Origin of the sequence: Bradyrhizobium sp. BLXBL-03 (genome assembly GCF_051853015.1) — a bacterium.
GTDB lineage: Bacteria > Pseudomonadota > Alphaproteobacteria > Rhizobiales > Xanthobacteraceae > Bradyrhizobium > Bradyrhizobium manausense.
Window position 1 is genome coordinate 6,858,021 of the sequence record NZ_CP182470.1, and the last position, 19,312, is coordinate 6,877,332.

Annotated in this window: 17 protein-coding genes; 11 read left to right on the plus strand and 6 right to left on the minus strand. The window is 63.5% G+C overall.

Annotated elements, in window-relative coordinates; genetic code table 11:
- The first annotated feature begins 368 nt into the window (after nucleotides 1-368).
- Together ACNJX9_RS32750 and ACNJX9_RS32755 are read left to right on the plus strand one after the other, a co-directional pair.
- Nucleotides 369-4,943 carry a hypothetical protein gene (locus ACNJX9_RS32750; RefSeq protein ID WP_439406141.1) on the plus strand — a complete coding sequence of 1,525 codons (4,575 nt, stop codon included), beginning with the start codon at nucleotides 369-371 and terminating at the stop codon, nucleotides 4,941-4,943.
- Nucleotides 4,940-5,467, plus strand: coding sequence for a hypothetical protein (locus ACNJX9_RS32755; protein ID WP_439406142.1), 528 nt, complete (start codon nucleotides 4,940-4,942; stop codon nucleotides 5,465-5,467). The genes ACNJX9_RS32750 and ACNJX9_RS32755 overlap by 4 nt, the downstream gene beginning before the upstream one ends.
- 910 nt (nucleotides 5,468-6,377) lie before the next feature.
- On the opposite strand, the gene ACNJX9_RS32760 is transcribed toward ACNJX9_RS32755, so the two are convergent.
- From ACNJX9_RS32760 to madL, 3 genes are read right to left on the minus strand one after another with little or no spacing between them, the layout of a single operon-like run.
- Entirely contained in the window at nucleotides 6,378-7,109 is a 732-nt protein-coding gene (locus ACNJX9_RS32760) for a GntR family transcriptional regulator (RefSeq protein ID WP_439406144.1), read from the minus strand.
- Nucleotides 7,110-7,874: a malonate transporter subunit MadM gene (gene madM / locus ACNJX9_RS32765; protein WP_439406145.1), complete on the minus strand. Its 765-nt coding sequence runs from the start codon at nucleotides 7,872-7,874 to the stop codon at nucleotides 7,110-7,112. It lies immediately after the preceding gene.
- Entirely contained in the window at nucleotides 7,871-8,305 is a 435-nt protein-coding gene (madL, locus tag ACNJX9_RS32770; RefSeq protein WP_439406147.1) for a malonate transporter subunit MadL, read from the minus strand. Before madL ends, madM begins: the two co-directional genes overlap by 4 nt.
- 194 nt (nucleotides 8,306-8,499) lie before the next feature.
- On the opposite strand from madL, the gene mdcA reads away from it, so the two are divergent.
- The 8 genes from mdcA (at nucleotide 8,500) to ACNJX9_RS32810 (ending at nucleotide 15,473) form a co-directional block, all read left to right on the plus strand.
- The gene (gene mdcA, locus ACNJX9_RS32775) at nucleotides 8,500-10,146 is read left to right on the plus strand and encodes a malonate decarboxylase subunit alpha (RefSeq protein ID WP_439406148.1); all 1,647 of its coding nucleotides are present in this window, start codon (nucleotides 8,500-8,502) and stop codon (nucleotides 10,144-10,146) included.
- Nucleotides 10,147-10,153: 7 nt separating this feature from the next.
- Complete coding sequence (gene mdcC / locus ACNJX9_RS32780; protein ID WP_439406150.1) at nucleotides 10,154-10,471, plus strand: malonate decarboxylase acyl carrier protein; 318 nt, start codon at nucleotides 10,154-10,156, stop codon at nucleotides 10,469-10,471.
- A complete protein-coding gene (locus tag ACNJX9_RS32785; RefSeq protein WP_439406152.1) occupies nucleotides 10,468-11,382 on the plus strand; it encodes a biotin-independent malonate decarboxylase subunit beta in 915 nt (304 codons plus the stop codon). Before mdcC ends, ACNJX9_RS32785 begins: the two co-directional genes overlap by 4 nt.
- Entirely contained in the window at nucleotides 11,369-12,103 is a 735-nt protein-coding gene (gene mdcE / locus ACNJX9_RS32790) for a biotin-independent malonate decarboxylase subunit gamma (RefSeq protein WP_439406154.1), read from the plus strand. Before ACNJX9_RS32785 ends, mdcE begins: the two co-directional genes overlap by 14 nt.
- The gene (gene mdcG / locus ACNJX9_RS32795) at nucleotides 12,096-12,743 is read left to right on the plus strand and encodes a malonate decarboxylase holo-[acyl-carrier-protein] synthase (RefSeq protein WP_439406155.1); all 648 of its coding nucleotides are present in this window, start codon (nucleotides 12,096-12,098) and stop codon (nucleotides 12,741-12,743) included. Before mdcE ends, mdcG begins: the two co-directional genes overlap by 8 nt.
- Complete coding sequence (gene mdcB / locus ACNJX9_RS32800; RefSeq protein ID WP_439406157.1) at nucleotides 12,740-13,588, plus strand: triphosphoribosyl-dephospho-CoA synthase MdcB; 849 nt, start codon at nucleotides 12,740-12,742, stop codon at nucleotides 13,586-13,588. Before mdcG ends, mdcB begins: the two co-directional genes overlap by 4 nt.
- The gene (locus tag ACNJX9_RS32805; protein ID WP_439406159.1) at nucleotides 13,588-14,508 is read left to right on the plus strand and encodes an acyltransferase domain-containing protein; all 921 of its coding nucleotides are present in this window, start codon (nucleotides 13,588-13,590) and stop codon (nucleotides 14,506-14,508) included. Before mdcB ends, ACNJX9_RS32805 begins: the two co-directional genes overlap by 1 nt.
- 725 nt (nucleotides 14,509-15,233) lie before the next feature.
- Nucleotides 15,234-15,473, plus strand: a complete 240-nt coding sequence (locus ACNJX9_RS32810; protein ID WP_439406161.1) for a PilZ domain-containing protein — start codon at nucleotides 15,234-15,236, stop codon at nucleotides 15,471-15,473.
- Nucleotides 15,474-15,542: 69 nt separating this feature from the next.
- Here ACNJX9_RS32810 and ACNJX9_RS32815 read toward each other — a convergent pair whose 3' ends face one another.
- The 3 genes from ACNJX9_RS32815 to ACNJX9_RS32825 form a co-directional block, all read right to left on the minus strand.
- Nucleotides 15,543-16,529 carry a peptidyl-alpha-hydroxyglycine alpha-amidating lyase family protein gene (locus ACNJX9_RS32815; RefSeq protein ID WP_439406162.1) on the minus strand — a complete coding sequence of 329 codons (987 nt, stop codon included), beginning with the start codon at nucleotides 16,527-16,529 and terminating at the stop codon, nucleotides 15,543-15,545.
- A gap of 38 nt (nucleotides 16,530-16,567) precedes the next feature.
- Nucleotides 16,568-17,239, minus strand: coding sequence for a 4-carboxy-4-hydroxy-2-oxoadipate aldolase/oxaloacetate decarboxylase (locus ACNJX9_RS32820; RefSeq protein ID WP_439406164.1), 672 nt, complete (start codon nucleotides 17,237-17,239; stop codon nucleotides 16,568-16,570).
- A 96-nt stretch (nucleotides 17,240-17,335) separates the two neighbouring features.
- Nucleotides 17,336-18,322 (minus strand): LysR substrate-binding domain-containing protein, encoded by a 987-nt coding sequence (locus ACNJX9_RS32825; protein ID WP_439406165.1) that lies wholly within the window; start codon nucleotides 18,320-18,322, stop codon nucleotides 17,336-17,338.
- 186 nt (nucleotides 18,323-18,508) lie between these two features.
- On the opposite strand from ACNJX9_RS32825, the gene ACNJX9_RS32830 reads away from it, so the two are divergent.
- Nucleotides 18,509-19,267: an SDR family oxidoreductase gene (locus ACNJX9_RS32830; protein ID WP_439406167.1), complete on the plus strand. Its 759-nt coding sequence runs from the start codon at nucleotides 18,509-18,511 to the stop codon at nucleotides 19,265-19,267.
- Nucleotides 19,268-19,312 lie beyond the last annotated feature (45 nt).

Consider the following 19,312-nt stretch of genomic DNA (forward strand, 5'->3'; position numbering starts at 1 on the left):
AGTGGTGCGACCCATTCGCAAACGTTCTCCTTTGTCTAGAAACTGTCAGAGACCCGCGCAACCGTGGCGCGCAAGTGGGTGCTGGTGCATGTGTGCGCACTGATCTTCGAGCTGTTTTACACACGGTCGAGGACCGTGGCATCCGTAACTGCGTTGATGCCTACCAACTGAAGGCAGCCGAAAGGTTTTGCTTGAGCCGCTCTGTGCAAAACTCTCGTCGTCGGAGCCGCACTCTATCGCCGCCGGTCCTTAAGAGCGCCCCTAAGAACATCTTTCAACTCACCCTACTGCACGTTATCGTTGCATTTGGATTGCTCTTCAAGCCATGCTGAAGATGCCATTCTGTAGGGTCGATCTGGGAGGCCTCGTTGGCTTCAATCTCCGGATTCTGCGACGACGCGGTCAATCGGTTCGGGCGAGTCGGTCGTTCGGGCGTCGGCGGGCCCCGCACGATACGCCGCACCGCCCTCGCTACCTGCTGCTTTCTGTCGATGGGGGTCTTCGGCGCGATGTCGCCGCTCGCTCGGTCGGGTGTACCCGACAGGGCCGAAGACCGCCTGGCCGTTGGCGTCGTGAAACTCCTGTCAGCTCCGATCGATCTGTCTCGCAACGTCCTGGAAACGTTGGCGGCCAAGCACGCTGAAGTCTTGGAAATGGGAGACGATTTCTGGCCGAAGACGATCGACGCCATCATGTCCAGGAGAGAGGTACAGGAAGCTCTGGAGAGGGGCCTCCGGTCGAATTTCTCCGATAATCGCGACATATACTTGCGCCTGACCCAGCAACTGCCGGATCTGGCCGATGCGCTGGCCAAGACGATCGCCTTCGACGATCGGGGCGTAGTCGATGGTAAGCCGGTGGACGAAGTCCTGCGTCGAATGCGCAGGGCGCCCCCGGCCGCGCAGCGTGCTTTGATCGCAAGGGCGATCGACCCCTCCAACGGGGCCGGCGGCGAGCTCGTCGAGAGGATCGCATCGTTTCCCGAAATCGTCTCGGGCATGGAGAGCTATCTGCTCGACTTGCGGTCGTCGAACGACCCGAAGGCGCGCGTTCTTGCCTTCAGATATGCGGTGGCACGTGGACTGCCGGTGACCGACACGGAACTATTCGGCGCACTCGATAGCCTCGATCCAGGCGCCGTGCGCGCAGCGCTGCGGCGGGTGTCGAGCTTTCGACCGGATAGGGTCGTGATATTCGGGACGGCGCTGGCGAAAATCGTGGAACGAAGCGGAGATTCCGGCGCGTGGGCCGAGGCGTTACGGCTCCTGCTCGGCACCGATGCGAGCGCCGCGACCGCAATCATCGATCGTCACCGCGGGGACGAAGCCTTCTGGCTGGCCGATCGCGGATACGCCGCATTGGGCGCCATCGCGGGCGCCCCCGGTTCGCTACCCGCGCTCAGAGGGCGGATTGCGGACCTGCCTTTGAAACAGATGTTCGCAACCGGCCGGTGCGACATCCTCATTCCGGCGGTCGAGATCTGGCCGGATCTGAATCCGAAGGACACCGCGACTTCCTTGACAAGCCTGCTCTCGAGCATCGCGCGGTCGCAGGCCGGTCCCCCGTGCTCGACCGAAAACATTGCAACAGTCCTGGACGCCGCGACGTCCCGGCTCGGCACCGCAGCCGACCGCGCTTACGCAGCCGCGCTATCGCAAGCTGCGAATGCCGCCGCCGAAAACTTCGACGAATCGGGTTCGGGATTTAAGGCGGTGCGCGACATTCTCCGGACCGCCCAAGCGACGCGGCGCGCCTTCGCCTCGGATTCGACTGGTTTGGTCAGTCTCGCGCGCCAAGAGAACGTGGATCCCCTCGTCGGCGCGTTGATCGAGGCGCTGCCGTCCGATCATCCGGCACTGTCCGCGCTGCGCCAAACGCTCAAACCCGCCGGGAACGCCTCTCTTTCGGACCACATCCTGAGCAACAAGAGATCCATCGTCGCCGCCTTGCACCTGACCGCTCGATCGGAGGGGTGGGCGAACCAAGACATGAATCAGTTGGCCCTTCTGTCGTCCAGTCAAGCCGATCTCGACGTCGCAAGAGCTGCGTTCGACGATCTGATGCTCGCGGGTTATGTACAAGGTCTCGTCGATACGTTCGATGCGATCATGCGACTTCGCGCGGCTCCCGCGGATTCGCCAGACGAGCTCACGGTAAGGGCTATCCGTGCGTTCACCAGGGCTTCGCGCGTCACCAACGATCCAGCGTCCCTGTTCAGCCGCGAACGAACCGGCTGGTTGCTGGACCGATTGGCCACCGAAGGCCTTCGGGGAAGGGTCGTCAGGGCCTTCGGAGAACGCCCGGATTCGGCGACCATCGATCCGAAGAGGTTGGAGAACATGCTGGCCCGAACGGTGCCTTCGAAGCTCGGCAGCACGACCAATATATGCGCCGATGCCGCGACATTGGGAGCGTTTTCCGACAACCGCCTCGCCGTCCTGCTCCTGGAGGCGTCGGCGGCGGAGAGTTTCCAGGGCGAAGATTGGCTGCCGGCTTGCGTGGCCTGGCTCGCGCCGGCGAATGCCATCGGCCTGACAGAGCAAGGTGACATGCTGTGGCTCCTCGCGCTCAGGGACGGCACGCTGGAGACGACCGAGAAGCCCGCGAAGCAACTCGATACGCTCTTCCAACTTTGGTCCGCCTCGAAGGCGCAGGCGCTGGGAGATCTGGTTCGCCGGAAGATGGCGATGCGAGCGGCGGCTCTCGCGCCGCATATGGGATGGGGCGTCGCGGACACGGGGTTGCTCAGAAAATGGGATTCGGAACTCTCGCGCGATCTGCCCGACCAGGTTTGGCCAGTCAGGAGGGAGTGGCTGCTTCGTTCGGCATTCCTGCTCCTGCTGGCGGTTCCGACGGCGCTTTTCCTCCATTTGGCCTTCTGGTGCGTGCTGCTCGCGGCCTATCGCAAATCGACCAGAGTCCAGACGCATATCTTCTACAACCCGTTGGCTCGGAAGATCCTCGGTTTCGGCTACGTCGACATACTCCTCGTCTGGATCGGTCCGCTGCGACGATTGTTGTTCGCGCCATTCGCGGGCGGTATGGCCGGTGACGTCGGCCGCCGCTCGTTCGGAACGAAGGAAGGGCCGTACTATCCCGACTCGCAGATCTTAAAGCTTGACCGATCAAATCTTTCCGCCGGGCTGAAGGACGCCGAACGCGAGGCGCTGTCCGGTGGTTTGAAGACGCCCGCCGAGCAGATCGTCCGCGGTCTGGCCGATTGGAAGGGACCGACTTGCCTTTTCGGTCCCTCGGGACGAGGCAAGACAAGCTACTTGAGGCATGTCCTCACGGCTAACGCGTCCAAGAGGACCCCCTTCGTCTACTTGCGCGCGGCCGAGTGCGGAGAGGACGTCGTATCGACCGTTTGCTCGCGCTTTCCCGGCCTCGGCCGCGATACCGACCTCATCGTGTCCCTTATCCGCTCCGGCATTCTCGACATCTACGTCGACGGCCTCAACGAAGTCGACCGGGAGCTTCAGGAACGCATTGTGCGATTCGTGGTCGACTATCCCACCGCGAACGTTTTCCTGAGTTCCCAGGAGGTCGGCATCGCCTTGCCAACCCGGCTGGCCACCTACTATCTCCTGCCGTTGACGAAGGAGCAGATGAGAGAGTTTCTCTTGAGTCGCGAGACGTCGCTCGATGCCGAAGCTCCTCTCCGCGGCGAGCACTACTCCCAGCGGGTCAATGCCTATCTGGACGAACTGTCCGACGAAGTGGTCCAAAATGCGGACCGGCAGTCGGCGGATCCTGCACATCCTGCGATCGTCACGAGCTTCTTGGCAACCTTGGCCAATCCCATGGATCTCGACACGGCGGCAGTCCTGCTGTCGCTCGACATCGATCCCGATCCCTTCCGATTGCAGGAACAACAATTCCGGCTAGTCGACGAGGATTGCCGAACCAAGTTGGACCGACCGTTTCCTATCAGCGCGTTCTCCAAGTCGGCGCTCAACGCCCGCCAGGACAATAAGGCGGAGATCGATTGGTCATCGTTCGGGGAATATGTCGCGATCCTCGAGCAAAGAAAGCAGGTTAGGCGAACCACCGTCGATGTCGCCGGCGGTAAGGCGACCTCGGAGTACAGGTTCAGGCACGAGAAGATCGGCGACTTCTACCTCCATTTCGCGCTTTTGGAGGCGAATTCGGAAATGCGCTTTTCACTGGCCAGGGACGACCGATTCGCGGGCGCTTTCGATTACTTGGCTCGGGAGTTGCCCGCGCAAGCGGCCGACGAGCTGAAGGAATATCTCCTGTCGGCGGCCCTGGACTCGAATGATCATCGGCTGAGCGATCGCTTCCTGCAGCATTTGCGCTGGCGCGCGCTGTTGGATCGTGACGACCCGACTTGGCTGGCGCGATACGACACCCCAGACGGCTCTGCGGCGGCCGGTGAGTTCGATCGACTCGCCGCGCTTCGCGACCGCACGGAGTCCGACATGCGGACCGCCCGGTCGAAAATCGAGGCATCGAGAGCGGGTAGCCGCATACTTGCCGCCAAGGATGCGCGAAGTCTCGAATCGGCGGTCAGAGAACTTTTCTTGAAGCTCGGTGCGGGCGAGATAGCGACCCCCGGCGGCGCCGCTCCGATATTCGAGCCTCCTGGCCTCGCTCCGCTCGCGCTGCTTTGCATTGCCGGACCGCGAACGATGTCCCCGGTTACGCGCATCGGCCTGGCATCGCGCGCATCGCGAATATCCGGAAGAAAGCTCGTAGTAGTGAACCCTCAAGCTGAATTGGATCCGTCGGAACGCGATTGGTCGCAAGTGAAGGAATGGGCGGAGTCGGTAGCCGATAACGATATCGGTATCATATCCACGAGAGCGCTTTACCGCCTTGCGAGAGACGACGATGCCGTCCAAGGACGGCGGTTCTGGACCGAAATCATGCGTACGATGGAGCGTATCGACCATGACGTAGCAGAAGGGGAGACACGATGAAACTAGTCGGTTTTGTGTTGGCGACGGTGCTGCTGCTCGGATTCGGCTCCCCGGCCTCGGCTGAAATCTTCCGTAGCTCCTATCTTTCCTTCGAACTCCCGCCGGCATGGAAATGCAGTTTGGAAGGGTTGGAATGGGTCTGCGAAGATACCGAGGAGGGCTCCCAGAAGACCGCGATCATCATTCTGACTGCGAAGGAACGGGGAAGCGAAGATCGGCTCGACCTCTATGAGGATCATCTATCTGCCGCAAAACCGTTGATGGACAGCAGGGGTTTACCCACGGGACGCTCCTCGACTGTTCAATTCGTCAGGCGCGAAACGATCGGCGAGAAAATGTGGGTTCACAGCAGACAATTCGAGTCTGAGGTCCCCAATTACTACACGGACTACTTCGCGACCGTGGGCGACGACATCGCCATACTGGTGACTTTTTCCGCATACCGGCTGTCCTTTCAGACCGCGTTCGAAAGGTTCTACCCAAGCATGGCGACGATCCGGCCGGAAAAACGCTGGAATCGATAGGTTGAAGGAACGCCGCGGGGATAAGGCCTCGGAACGAGTAACGCTTGGGCGTCGAAACCTGAGGACCGAATCTCGGTCGGCCTCGCGTTCACCTCGACGAGGGGATCGCCGATCCCGATACTACATGCTCAAACTTGGTGGCATGACGAAAGGCGATGATCCGTTTCTCCGGGAGAAGGAGCCCGGGCATCTTCGCATGGACGGGTGTGAACCCTTCCCTTGTCGTCAAGGAGGTTTGACGACGCTGGGCGGGAAATTGCGATCGAGTCCTTCCTTCAGCCGACCGCGCATTTCGGCATCGCTAGCTCAGGTCGAGTGTTGCGCTGCCACCAAACTTAGTTAGCTCTTGCTCTACCGAGGTGGGCTTGAGCATCGGTGTCGGTCACCGCGCTTCATTGATAGTGAGATGCCGCTATCGAGTGCCGCTAAGGCCGCTATTCATAGAACTAAGTGATTGAAATTGCTTACTGGCGCTCCCTTGGGGAATCGAACCCCTGTTTCAGCCTTGAGAGGGCATTGGCGTCATCACTCGTTACAAGTTGAGTTCGAGTAGCCGGCAGATCCGGGACGAGTCCGTTCATTTTCCTTCACACCGACCGCAACCTGCACTTACAGGCCGGACTAAGCGGCATCTGGACAACGTGCCAGGCAGGTGAATTTCGGTCGCGCTCGAGCGAACGCAATGCACCAGCGCTCTCGCCGACACACGGGAGGTCCAAGGTTCGATTCCTTCTGTGCCGCCAAGCGCCTGGTTAGACCAGCGCACAAAACCGTAGTAAGGGAGTCACCGAGACAACGGAGCGCTATGTGTCACCAAGATTAGCGCACTTCGTTAGGCGAGCCTCGCCCGGCCCGGGATGTAGACCTGGGTGAGCTGCTGGTCGCCGGGAGCGGAGGCTTTTCCAATCCACTACTCGTGTGGCAAGGGGCCGTCGCCGACGCTCGGTGGTCCATCACGGCCAAACCGATCATCGATGTAGCGCCGTAGCGCCGCGGCGGCGTTCAGCATATGGGCCCGCATTCTGCGCGAGGCTGTATCGCCGTCCCCCTCCGCGATCGCCTGCATGATGGCGTCGTGCTCGTCGCGCGACTTGCGAATGCGATCGCCCTGCCGCAACTGGGTACGGCGGAAGGCGCTGAGCCGTGCCCGGACATCCTGCGCCTGCTCGGCCATGAACGAGTTGTGCGTCGCGCTGTAGATGCATTCGTGGAAGGTCCGGTTGAAGGCATCATAGGCATCGACATCATTGGCTTCGACCATCGCGAGCGAGCTCTCGTGCAGCTCGATCAAATGACTGCGCTCCAGTGGTGTCATGCGGAAGGTCGCGAGGCGGACGCACATGGCTTCCACCTCGGCGCTAGTCTCGAACATGTCCATGATCCGCTCAGGTGTCATCCGCGCGACGACTACGCCGCGCCGGCCACGTACCTCGACAAGTCCGCTGACGACGAGCTGCCGGAGAGCTTCCCGCACCGGTGTGCGGGATGCTCCGAAGCGATCGGCAAGCTGCTGCTCTTCCAAAGCCGAGCCGGCAACGAGCGCACCGGACGCAATCTCGTCGGTGAGCGCATTGCGGATGCGATCGGAGAGCAGTCCCCCATCGTCTTCCGCGCCGACTGCGACCTTCAGTATCTCCGCCATTCAGTCTCCCGTGATCGCACGCACCGCGAAGTAAAGGATCGAGGGGGCGACCAGGCACCCGAGCCCGGTGTGAAATGTCGCCGTCAGCGCACCATAGGGCACCAGACGCCGGTCCGTCGCCGCCAGCCCTCCGGACACGCCGCTCACCGTTCCCATCAAGCCCCCAAACACCATTGCACTGCGCGGATTGTTGAGGCCGATCATCTTCGCCACGAAGGGCGTACCGATCATGACGATCACCGCCTTGAATACACCGGTCGCGATCGAGAGCGCAATGACCGGCGAAGATGCGCCGATCGCGGCCCCCGTGACCGGCCCCACGATGTAGGTGACCGCGCCCGCGCCGATCGTCGTCAGCGAGATCGCATCGGTGTAGCCGAACACTGCGGCGACGAATACGCCGAGGATGAACGGCACGACCGTGCCCAATCCGAGCGCGACCGCACCGATCAATCCGGCCTTGCGCGCATGCACGACATCGACCTCGAAGGCAGTGGCGACGATGGCGAAGTCCCGCAGCATCGCGCCGCCCATCAGGCCGATCCCGGTCAACGCGGGCAGATCGGCGACGCCCTTTTCACCGCCGGTCGCGATGCCGCCGAAAAAGGCCAGCAGCAGCCCCAGCATGATCGCGATCGCCGAGCCGTGGATGCGTCCGAAGGTGAGATATTTCGAGATCGCTCCCGAGATCCACATCAGGATCCCGACGGCGGCGAAGGCGGTGATCAGCGAATTTGCAGCGAGAACATAAGAAATCATGGTCATGCGACCCTCCCGGACTTGAAGTGCGGCACGCTCGCCTCGAGCGCTTCCCGGGCCTCGATCTCGTCCATGGTCTCGACGCGGCCACTGAGCTTTCCGATCAGCGCCACCATCGCGAAACACACCGCGACCGCGCCGGCGCCGGCGATGATCACGATCGGACCGCCTTTTGCTGCGGCGACGACGTTCTGCTGCGCGGCCATGGCGACCACGATCGGAATGTAGAAGCTGCCCCAGAACTCGACGCCGGTCTTGAGGCCATGGCCGAGCAGCTTGTGCCGCACCAGCCAAAGCCGGGCAGCGATCAAGAACATCATCGCAATGCCGACACCGCCGACATTGGCCTTCACACCGAGGGCGACGCCGAGAAGGTCGCCGAGCAGGGCCCCCAGCAGGGTGCAGATAGCGAGGAGCGCCACACCGGAAATGGTCACGGGCGCCTCCCGCCTGCGGATGGAGCACGGGGCCCGGGAGTTTGGCGCTCTGTATGCATTCGTATCATAAATTCCCTCCTGTGTATGCGAATATCCCTCGCTTATAGCTCTACGTATACATTAATTGACAATTAAAGGCAATACGAATACATTCGGCGCCGTCGAAGCTACTTCCCGCATGCCAAGGAGCCAAAATGAGCGATTGGGGTATGCAAAAGGCTGCCCTCGGTGAGCGGCGGGCTGCCGGCCGGCAGCACGCCAAAGGAAAGGTCGTCCCGATCCCGAACCTTCCCGCGTTGCTGGCGGCGGTGATCCGGTCGGGCGACCGGGTATGCCTGGAGGGCGACAATCAGAAGCAGGCCGACATCCTCGCAACGGCGCTCGCGAACCTCGACCGCCGGGATGTTCACGACCTGCACATGGTGCAGTCTGGCGTGGTGCTGCCCTCCCATCTCGACATCTTCGAGAAAGGCATCGCGCGGCGGCTCGACTTCTCCTATTCGGGCCCGCAATCGGCGCGCATCGCGCGCATGCTGTTCGGCGGCAAGATCGAGCTCGGGGCCGTCCATACCTATCTCGAGCTGTTCGCGCGCTACTTCATCGACCTCACGCCGAACGTTGCGTTGATCGCGGCGGTCAGCGCCGACAAGGACGGCAATCTCTATACGGGACCGAACACCGAGGACACACCGACCGTCGTCGAGGCGACCAGCTACAAGAACGGTCTCGTCGTGGCGCAGGTCACCGAGATTGTCGACAAGGTGCCGCGCGTCGACATCCCCGGCGACCTCGTACATTTCGTGGTCGAGGCTAACAGGCCCTTTTATGTCGAGCCTCTCTTCACCCGCGATCCGGCCGCCATCACCGAGACCCAGATCCTGACGGCGATGCTGGCCATCAAGGGCATCTACGCGCCCTATGGCGTGCGCCGGCTCAATCACGGCATCGGCTTCAACACCGCCGCGATCGAACTGTTGCTGCCCACCTATGGCGAGAAGCTCGGGCTCAGGGGAAAGGTCTGCACGCACTTTGCGCTCAACCCGCATCCGACGATGATTCCGGCAATCGAATCCGGCTGGGTCGAGCAGATCCATTGCTTCGGCTCGGAAGTCGGCATGGAGGATTACGTCGCGGCGCGCTCCGACATCTTCTTCACCGGGCCCGACGGCTCGCTGCGCTCCAACCGCGCCTTCTGCCAGACCGCGGGCCTCTATGCCTGCGACATGTTCATCGGGTCGACGCTGCAGATCGATCTCGAAGGCCACAGCTCGACGGTGACGACCAGCCGTATCGCCGGATTCGGCGGCGCGCCCAACATGGGCTCCGATCCGCGCGGCCGCCGCCACCCGAGCGAACCCTGGCTCAAGGCCGGCGCCGAAGCCGCCCCTGATACCAACGCGGCGCTGCGCCGTGGCCGCAAGCTGGTGGTGCAGATCGGCGAGACCTTTGGCGAGCGCAACACGCCTTTGTTCGTCGAGCGTCTCGATGCGCTCGAGCTGGCGCACAAGCTCGACCTCGATCTGGCGCCGGTGATGGTCTACTCCGACGATGTCACCCACATCGTCACCGAGGAAGGCATCGCCAACCTCCTGATGTGCCGCAGCAAGGACGAGCGCGAGCAGGCGATCCGCGGCGTGGCCGGCTACACCGACATCGGTCGCGCGCGAGATGCGAAGCTGGTCGAACAGCTCCGGCAGCGCGGCGTGATCCAGCGCCCCGAGGATCTCGGCATCGATCCACTCGACGCCGACCGCAATCTGCTGGCGGCCCGCTCGATCAAGGACCTCATGCTGGCCTCCGGCGGCCTCTACCGCCCGCCGAGCCGCTTCCGCAACTGGTGAGATTTGCATGGAAAAGCTCAGCTTCAGACTGACTGCACCCAGATCCGCCGGCGGCACGCGCACGCAGGCCATCGTCGGCGTGGTCGCCTCCGGCAATCTCGAAGTGCTGCTGGAGCGCGGCCTTCCGCCTGACATCTGCACCATCGACATCGCAACGGCGGCCGATGGCTTCGGTACGGTGTGGGACGCCGTGGTCCGCGACTTCGTCGCCCGCCGCTCGGCCGGCGGCTTGCGCATCTCCGTCAATGACGGCGGCGCCCGGCCCGACACGGTGACGCTGCGGCTTGCCCAGGGCGTCCGCAAGATCGAGGAGCCGGAGCAATGACAGCCGTCACAGCCAATGCCGTCTCGCTGAGCTGGTACGAGGCGAGCGCCAGGCAGCGCATCGACGCGCTGCTCGATGCCGGCAGCTTCTCTGAATTCATCGGCCCCGAGCTGCGCGAGATCAGCCCGCATCTGTCGATCTTCGACCTGCCCGAGCAGTTCGACGATGGCATCGTGGTCGGGCGCGGCCGGCTGGACGGCGCGCCGGTGCTCGTCGCCGCGCAGGAAGGACGCTTCATGGGCGGTGCCTTCGGCGAGGTCCATGGCGCCAAGCTCGCCGGCCTGTTGCGCGCCGCACGCGCGCTCAAGCACGACGTGCTGATCCTGTTCGACACCGGCGGCGTGCGGCTGCAGGAAGCCAATGCCGGCGAGCTCGCCATTGCGGAGATCATGCGCGCGGTGGTCGAGGCGCGTCGCGCCGGCGTCAACGTCGTCGGCCTGATCGGCGGACGTGCCGGCTGCTATGGCGGCGGCAGCCTGATCGCCGGCACCTGCTCGCGGCTGATCATCTCCGAGCAGGGCCGGCTCAGCGTCAGCGGCCCCGAAGTGATCGAGACCAACCAGGGCATCGAGGAATTCGACTCGCGCGACCGCGCCCTGGTCTGGCGCACCATGGGCGGCAAGCACCGCTATCTGATCGGCGGCGTCGACATGTTCGTCGACGACGAGGCGCTGGCATTTCGCCAGGCCGCGATCGATGCGCTCAAGGCCGGCGGGCGATGCGATGTCGCGGTTCTCGAAGCCGAACAGGCGCGGCTAAAGCGGCGGCTGCAGCGCTTTGGCGAGGCCGAGGATGCCGTCGAGATCTGGCGGACTCTCGGCATCGGCAATCCGTCCGATGTCCCCGCACTTCCGACCGCCGCCTTCCTCCGCGCCGCCAACGACAGGGAGAATGCCGATGGCGCTCGATGACATCCTGGCCAGCCTGTTTCCGAACGGACGCAAGATCGACAGATCAGGCGCGATAATCGCGGGACGGGCGGTGCTGCCCGACGGCGGACCTGTCCATGTGCTCGGCATCATCGGGGGAGAGCCGCTCGGCGTCGACGAGGCGATCGTGCTCGCGAGCCGCGTGATCGACATCGTCAAGTCCGGGGACCGGGCGCCGATCTTGTTCCTGGTGGATTCCGCCAGCCAGCGCATGAGCAAGCGCGACGAGCTGCTCGGCCTCAGCGAATATCTGTCGCATCTCGCCAAGGCGCTGCTGCTGGCGGAGGCCGAGGGGCATCGCACCGTCGGCCTGCTCTATGGCGGCAGCGCTGCCGGTGCGTTCATCGCGACCGCGCTCGCCACCGGCACGCTGGTGGCGCTGCCCGGCGCCCATCCCGCGGTGATGGACCTGCCGTCGATGGCGCGGGTCACCAAACTGCCGATCGATGTGCTAAAGGCCAAGGCCGAAGCCACGTCCGTGTTCGCGCCCGGGCTCGACAACATGGTGCTGACAGGCGGCGTTCACGCCGTCTGGGACGACAGCGCACCGCTGGCGCCGCAGCTTGCGGCCGTGTTGCAACGGTCGCAAGGACGGGATGATCGCAGCCGGCGCGGTACCGAGCGGGGCGGCCGGCGCAAAGCTGCCGAGATCGCCGATCGCGTTGTTGCGCTCGCGGCACATCGGGAATCGCTACATGGCTGAAGCTCTCGCACGCCACAGCATGGTGAAGGCCTCGACGACCGGATGGGCCGCGGTGATGGATCGCTATCCCGAGCTTGCCAGCGAGCCGATCGTCGCGAGCTGGATACATGCGGGACGTCCCCTCATCGTCCGCCGGCCGGCCTGCAGCGATACCGCCGGCCGCGTTCCGCTCGGTCTGCCGCTCCCTCCAAGCCATGGCAAACGGCGTATCGCCCTCTCTCTCGCCGCCGCCGATATTGTCGCATCCGCTCCGCCGCCCCTGCTGGCCGATGCCGCCGCCGCGGCGCCTGCGCACTGGAGCGCGACCATCGACCTCTTGCTTGCGCTTCTGCCGGAGACGCGCACGTTCGGCAGTCTGGCCTGGGAGCATCTCACCGGCCTTCCATATCTTTCCGAGAGCTCAGATCTCGATCTGCTCTGGCCGCTGTCAGCAGTGACGCAAGCCAAGATCCTGCCATCCGACATTGCCGCGATTGCCAGGCAGGCGCCGATGAGGCTGGACGGCGAGATCACGGCTCCCGCCGGGGGCGTGCAATGGCGCGAGCTGACCGGCGATGAGGCGGACGAGGTCCTTGTGAAAGGTCCGGCCGGTGTCACGAGCACGACGCGCGCAGCTTTTCTGGCGGGTGCGGCGTCATGAACCCGGCGCTGAGATGGCAAGCGCTGCCAGAGCGCGCGCGCCGTGCGGAGCAGCTCGGTCATCTCGCTTCGCTTTGCCTGAAGCGCGAAGTCGAGACCTATCCGAAGCCCGGCCTCGTCAGCCATGTCGACAACGGCGCGCATCGCGATATGGATGCCGCACTGCTGTGCCGAAGCGCCGACACGCTGGCACCGTTCTTCCACGAGCTCGCCGCCGCAGGCGCCGTGGGTGCCGGCATGGACCGGCTGCGCGCGATCGGGGTTGCGGCCGAGCGCGCGATGCTGGCGGCGACGTCAGGCGTGAACACGCATCGCGGCGCGATCTTCGGGCTGGGCCTGCTTTGCGCCGCGGCCGGCTATCGCGAGGCGCTCGGCATCCGCAAGCCGCTCGGCGAAGTGGTCTCGCAACGATGGGGCAAGGCCATCCCCGACGGCCCGATCTTGCTGCGCAGCCACGGCGCGGTGGCTGCGCGTCGCTATGGCGCCGGCGGCGCCAGGGCAGAAGCTGCTTGCGGTTTCCCCTCCGTCTATGACATCGCCCTTCCCGCGCTGCATGCGGCACGGATGCTCGCGCCTGACGATGACGATGCGGTCCGCGTTCAAACCTGCATGGCGTTGATCGCCGAAGTCGCCGACACCAATCTGCTGCACCGGGGCGGAGCCGAGGGATTGCGGTTCGCTCAAGATAGCGCGTCTGCATTCCTTGCCGCCGGAGGCGTCGGCTCTTCGGGATGGCGCAAGCGCGCCGCCGATATTCATCAGGCGTTCGTCGCCCGCAACCTCAGCCCGGGCGGCTCGGCAGATCTGCTCGCCATGACCCTGTTCGTCGATCGGATGGGGCCCTGATGCTGGCACTGCTCTGCGGCGGACAAGGCACGCTCTCGGACAAGATTTTTGATCTTGTCGCCGGCCAGCCCGCTGCCGAGCCGGTCTTCGCTGCCGCAGCAGCCCGTCTCGGGGAAGACCCGCGAGAGTTCGTGAGGACGCGGAACGCGGACGTGCTGTCCGCCAACCGCGTCAGCCAGATCCTGACCGTCACATCGGCCCTCGCGATCCACGCCCGCATTGCCGATCTGCTGACTGAGGAGACCGTGGTCACGGGTTATAGCGTAGGCGAAATGGCGGCCTGGAGCGTCGCAGGACTATGGACCGCCGCCGATGCGCTGCGACTGACCGATGTCCGCGCCCGATTGATGGACCGCGCGGCCGGCCCGGGCGGCCGGCTTGGCTATGTCCGCGGGCTCGATCAGACGACGCTCGGCCAGCTGCTTGCGAAGCATCGCTGCGAGATCGCGATCAGGAATCCCGATCTCCTCTATGTGGTCGGCGGCACGGAGCAGGATGTCATCGCTCTCTGCGATGAGGCGACAACGCAGGGCGCCGCGCGGGCCGGACTTCTCGCCGTCAGGATCGCCTCGCACACCTCACGGCTCGAAGCGGCCTGTAAGCCCCTGCAACAGGCGTTCGCGGCGAGCACGCACGTGCCTGTTGCAGCTCAGCGGATCCTCCTCGCCGGAGATGGCGGCGAGCGCATCTTCTGTGCATCCGATGCCACGGCTACGCTCGCCGGCCAGCTCGCACGCCCGATCGACTGGGCTGCGACGCTGGATGCTCTCGCAGAGCAAGGCGTCGATCGCGTGCTGGACCTCGGCCCGGGACATGCGCTGGCCGAGATGATGCAAGGTGGCTTTCCGTCGATCCGCTGCTATGCGGCCGACGGTTTCCGCACCATCGGGGGCCTGCGCGACTGGATTGCCTCCGAGTAACGGGACCACTCACGCGGGCAATTTGCCGTCGGCTTCTCGACCCATCGCCAAGCGCGGACGCGGAGCGCGGACGCCGCCGTTATCGCCGTTCGACAATGACTGTTCCCCTCACAAGGAACAGGGTCTGATTGCCGCTAGGTTACTTCGGTAGTGACATAGGTGTTGGAGGAACGCTCCGCAGCTCGTTTAAGGCCGGCTGGCATCCGCTGCGCGGCTCGGTGACATGCCCCATCCGTCGGGAACAGTTCTCCACGCAGGTCCTCCGTCTTCTGACCGCGCACATGCTGATGAAAGAAGTAAAGAGGCATTGTTTCCTCCTCCATTCATCAGTGAACGAAGGGTAGCGCGGTTTGTTCAAAAGTGAACTTTTGCGGGGTAGCCAAGGCACATTTAGGTTTGTCCCCCACGGTGACGCGCCCGTTTGTTCTCTCTAAGACGGCTAATGGTTGATCAACTGAGCTTCGCATGAGGCGACTTTGAGCAGGTTTCAGCCATGAAGCTTATTGCTACCCACGCGTATCCATATCTCGACGTTCAAACGTTAAGCGAGCGCCGAGCACGCGACACGTTGTTTCGATTTGGCGAGAATTCCTTTCTTATTGCACATGACTCCCGGTGATGATGGGGAGGAACACCAAGATTAGGCGGACCGCGCTGCTCTGGATCAATCAGAGCGTTGAAGAATATAGATCGATTTGGGAGCTGCTGTAGCAGTGGAACCAACGGTGGAGACACGCAGGGCACCGCGATTCGCGCGGCCATGCCAGCGCAAGTCGAGGGAGTTTAAAAACAAGACCTCCTGTATAGTCCGCGATATTTCGACGTCGGGCGCGGCGCTGCAATTCTTGGATGCGACCGACCGAATACTCGCCACCTTCGATTTGATCATCCCAGAGCACGGTCTGAGGTTGTCCTGTCGGGTGGCCTGGCGCGCACCCTCGCGGATGGGTGTAGCGTTTCTCTGAAAGTGATGCCATCGGCGGAGGCGAGCGTATGGCAACCAGGCGCAGGGGGAGGTTGACGGCGGGGCGCCTCTAGCGCGGAACGTCGGCCACCCGCTCGAGCTTCTTCAGACAGCGCGAGGCGCGCACGACGTCCGGCATCTCATAATCGGGGAAGTTCGTCTTCCAATCGGTGACACCGACCTCGCCGACATACATGTCGCCTCTGGAGTCCAGCGCGATCCCATGCGGCGCAAGGAATTTGTCGCTCGCAATACCGGGACCATCCTCGCCGCCGAGCCCCGCGATGCGCTTGCCCTTGGCGTCAACGATCGACAGCCGCGGGCCGAGATTGGGCACCTTGCGGTTAACCGGCATGGCGGGGCCGAGCTCGCCGATGACGAAGGCGGGGTTCTTCGGCCCACCACAACAGCACAGCGCGCACGGCCGGTGCAGATTGTTCCACTGCGTCTCGTATTTGCCAGTGCCGTCAAACACCTGCACGCGATGGTTCTCACGGTCGGCAACATAGACCCAGCCCTCGGCGTCAGTGACAATATTGTGCACGATGTTGAACTGGCCGGGATCGGTGCCGGGCTCGCCCCAGCTCTTGATCAGCTTGCCGCCCGGCGTGAACTTGTGGATGCGCGCGTTGCCGTAGCCGTCGGAGACGTAGATCTCGCCCTTCGGCGACAAAGCCGTGTGCGTGCAGCGATGGAAGGGATCGCCGCTCATGAACGGAGCCGGCTTCTGGGGAACGCCGATCGTCAGCAGCACCTTGCCGTCCGTCGTGCACTTTCGCACAGTGTGGTCGCCTTCGTCGGTGCAGTAGAGATTGTCGTCGGCATCGATGTGCAGACCGTGGGCGCGGCAGAAGAGCCCCTCGCCCCAGCTGCGCAGGAAGTTCCCGTCACGGTCGAACACCACCATCGGGTGGACGCCGCGGTTGAAGACGTAGATGCGGTTCTTGCTGTCAACCGCGACGGAGGCGACATCGGTGAGCTGCCAGCCGTCCGGCAGCTTCGCCCAATTCTCGATGACGCGGTAGCGATGCTCGCCCGAGCCGAGAATGGCTGACACCTGATCTCCCATCACTGCGTGCTGCGGCGCTTGCCCGCTCAGGCGAAGGTGCAGCCCTTGGACTCCAGAACTTTGCCGATACCGGAGAGCTCGAGGATGTCGCCGCCGGCCTTGAGCGCCTTCATCACGCTGGCTTCCTTGTCCTCGCGCGCCGCCGACTTGACGCAGACATCGGCGATGTTCTCCTTCGGCACGATCACGACGCCGTCGTCATCGGCGCTGACGATGTCGCCGGGGCGGACGGCGATGCCGCCGATGACGATCGGCTGATTGATGGTGCCGAGGGTCTCTTTGACGGTACCCTTCATGCAGAGGCCATAGGAGAAGACGTTGAAGCCGGTGTCGCGCACCGCAAGGCCGTCGCGAACGCCGGCATCCGTGACGAGTCCGACGATGCCCTTGGCAACACAGGCGGTCGCCAGCACCTCGCCGAAGCCGCCTTGCTCGGGATGGTCGCCCGCGCTCACCACCAGCACGTCGCCGGGCTTAGCCAGCGAAATCGCTGTGATCAGCATCATGTTGTCGGCTGGATGGCAGCTCACCGTCAGTGCCGGTCCGCAGGCGCGCATCCCGGAATAGATCGGCTTGATGCGGGAGTTCAGCGCGCCCGATCGTCCTTGCGCTTCGTGAAGGGTGGAGGGAGGAAACTTCTTGATGCGCTCGACAAGCTCGGTGGCGGGCCGATCAAATGTCCTGATTACGTGCACCATGGTAACCTCCTTGCTGTCGCGATCTCCGTTACACCTCCATAACCAACCGCCTTGGGGCGGCAAATTCAGATTTTAGGATTGCCGTATCGTGTTTTGTTATGGCTCGTCCTTCGCACCGTCCGGAGGCGACGTTGAGCCAGCCGCGGCGACGGCAGCCGGGCCGAGCTGGGAATCGAACGGCCCCCAGCTTTTGATGATGATATCGAGGAGGATCTTATAGACGGCGAATGCAGCGTCGGACAGCGCAGCGTTATCGGAAATGCATAGCGACATCTGTTGCGACGCCGACGGCGCATTGATCCGTCTAATGCAGAGTTGGTCGAGATTCGGCAACTCCCTTGCTATCGACATGGGCAGCACTGCCGCGCCGACTCCGGCGGCTATCGCCGAAAAGAGGATCGATTGAGAATGGATCTCGGCGACGATGCGCGGGCGGAGTCCCACCTCGGCGCAGACCCGCTCGATGGTCTGCCGCAGGAAGGATTCCCGATATGGAAGAAGCAGGTCGAATTGCGCGACCTCCGCCGCCGAAATGTCCTCCGGAGGTATCTCCTCCAGATACGTGCTGCGGGGCGCGACAAGATAGAAGTGCTCGCGCATCAGCGGCTTGTAATCCAGCCCGGTTACCGGGCGCTCGCCGTAGAGGACTGCCATATCCATGCTCCCCTTGAGCATCATTTCGCTGAGCATGACCCCTGAGCTGTCGTAGATGTGCGGCACGATGCCAGGATAGCGTTCGCGTATCTGCGTGAGCAGCGGGATCGCGAGCAATGCCGCCGAGCTGAGTGGGGCCAGACCGATCGTGACGTTGCCGGTCAGCTCCGGCTTGTTGTCCAGAATGGTGCGCCTTGCCTCTTCGATCTGCCGTTGGATCGACTTGGCATAGCGGTAGAGAATTCGACCGGCCTCGGTAGGCTTGACGCCGCGGGCGCTGCGGTCGAGTAGCTTGCACTTGAAATCCGCCTCCAGGCTCGCAATGTGCTGGCTCAGCGCCGGCTGTGCAACATTCAGGACCTTCGCCGCGCTCGTCATGCTGCCGAGATCCACGACCTTGATAAAGGCTTCCAAACGTTTCGTATCCAATATGGCGTCTCCGGATAACAGTCAGGGAGCAGTGCAGCAGCAATAGGCTGAAGCTATGGGATCAGAAGGAATTGTTCTTACCATCTGGAACCTGGGGGGCCTATAGGTAGTACTGCACTCGTCCGCCGCTTGCCTTGCAGCCGACGCCGCTCGTGCGGGTTGGACGGTAGCAGAGGAGTCCTTTGGATGGGATTTTCAGATTATCGAACGGCCTTGGTGACGGGCGCTTCCTCGGGAATCGGCGCTGCGACGGTTCGTCGCCTCAGTGCGGAAGGACTCCAGGTCTACGCCGTGGCGCGCGACGCCTCTCGCCTGAGCGCCCTATCGGCGGAGACCGGCTGCCGGCCCTGCGCCGTCGACATCAGCGACCTCGACGCGCTCGCCGCATTGGCGAAGTCGGCCGAATTCGACGTCCTGGTCAACAACGCCGGCCAGTCCCGCCGCGGCAATATCCTGGACACCACGGCGGAGGATGTCGATGCCCTCATCGACGTCAATTTGCGCGCGGTCCTGCATCTGACGCGCCTCATCGTGCCGGGCATGGCCCGCCGCGATCGGGGCCATATCGTCAACATCTCCTCGATCGCCGGGCACTACGCATTCGCAGGCGGAAACACCGTCTATCACGCCACCAAGGCCGGCATTCACTCCCTGTCGCAGCAATTGCGCGTCGACCTCTACGGAACACGGGTCCGCGTCACCGAGATATCGCCGGCCCGGGTCGAGACCGAGGTGTTCGGCCGGTTGCTCGGTGATCTCGCCGAAGCCAAACGCCGCTTCTTCGACGACTATGATTCGCTTCAGCCCGAGGACATCGCCTATTCGATCGCATTCGCGGTCGGTTCGCCGGCGCGCATGAATGTCGCCTTCATGGAAGTCCTGCCGACCCAGCAGGTCGTCGGCGGCCTGAATTTTGCACAGAAGAGCCGGCCGCCTGCGGAGTGACGCATGAACGCACCGAACTCGGCGGGCCGCCAACGCGGAGCGTGA

Excerpts from the sequence above, each read along its gene's own strand:
- ACNJX9_RS32755 (WP_439406142.1), top strand. The coding sequence starts at position 4,940 with ATGAAACTAGTCGGTTTTGTGTTGGCGACGGTGCTGCTGCTCGGATTC.
- ACNJX9_RS32760 (WP_439406144.1), bottom strand. The coding sequence starts at position 7,109 with ATGGCGGAGATACTGAAGGTCGCAGTCGGCGCGGAAGACGATGGGGGA.
- madM (WP_439406145.1), bottom strand. The coding sequence starts at position 7,874 with ATGACCATGATTTCTTATGTTCTCGCTGCAAATTCGCTGATCACCGCC.
- mdcA (WP_439406148.1), top strand. The coding sequence starts at position 8,500 with ATGAGCGATTGGGGTATGCAAAAGGCTGCCCTCGGTGAGCGGCGGGCT.
- mdcC (WP_439406150.1), top strand. The coding sequence starts at position 10,154 with ATGGAAAAGCTCAGCTTCAGACTGACTGCACCCAGATCCGCCGGCGGC.
- ACNJX9_RS32785 (WP_439406152.1), top strand. The coding sequence starts at position 10,468 with ATGACAGCCGTCACAGCCAATGCCGTCTCGCTGAGCTGGTACGAGGCG.
- mdcE (WP_439406154.1), top strand. The coding sequence starts at position 11,369 with ATGGCGCTCGATGACATCCTGGCCAGCCTGTTTCCGAACGGACGCAAG.
- mdcG (WP_439406155.1), top strand. The coding sequence starts at position 12,096 with ATGGCTGAAGCTCTCGCACGCCACAGCATGGTGAAGGCCTCGACGACC.
- mdcB (WP_439406157.1), top strand. The coding sequence starts at position 12,740 with ATGAACCCGGCGCTGAGATGGCAAGCGCTGCCAGAGCGCGCGCGCCGT.
- ACNJX9_RS32805 (WP_439406159.1), top strand. The coding sequence starts at position 13,588 with ATGCTGGCACTGCTCTGCGGCGGACAAGGCACGCTCTCGGACAAGATT.
- ACNJX9_RS32820 (WP_439406164.1), bottom strand. The coding sequence starts at position 17,239 with ATGGTGCACGTAATCAGGACATTTGATCGGCCCGCCACCGAGCTTGTC.
- ACNJX9_RS32830 (WP_439406167.1), top strand. The coding sequence starts at position 18,509 with ATGGGATTTTCAGATTATCGAACGGCCTTGGTGACGGGCGCTTCCTCG.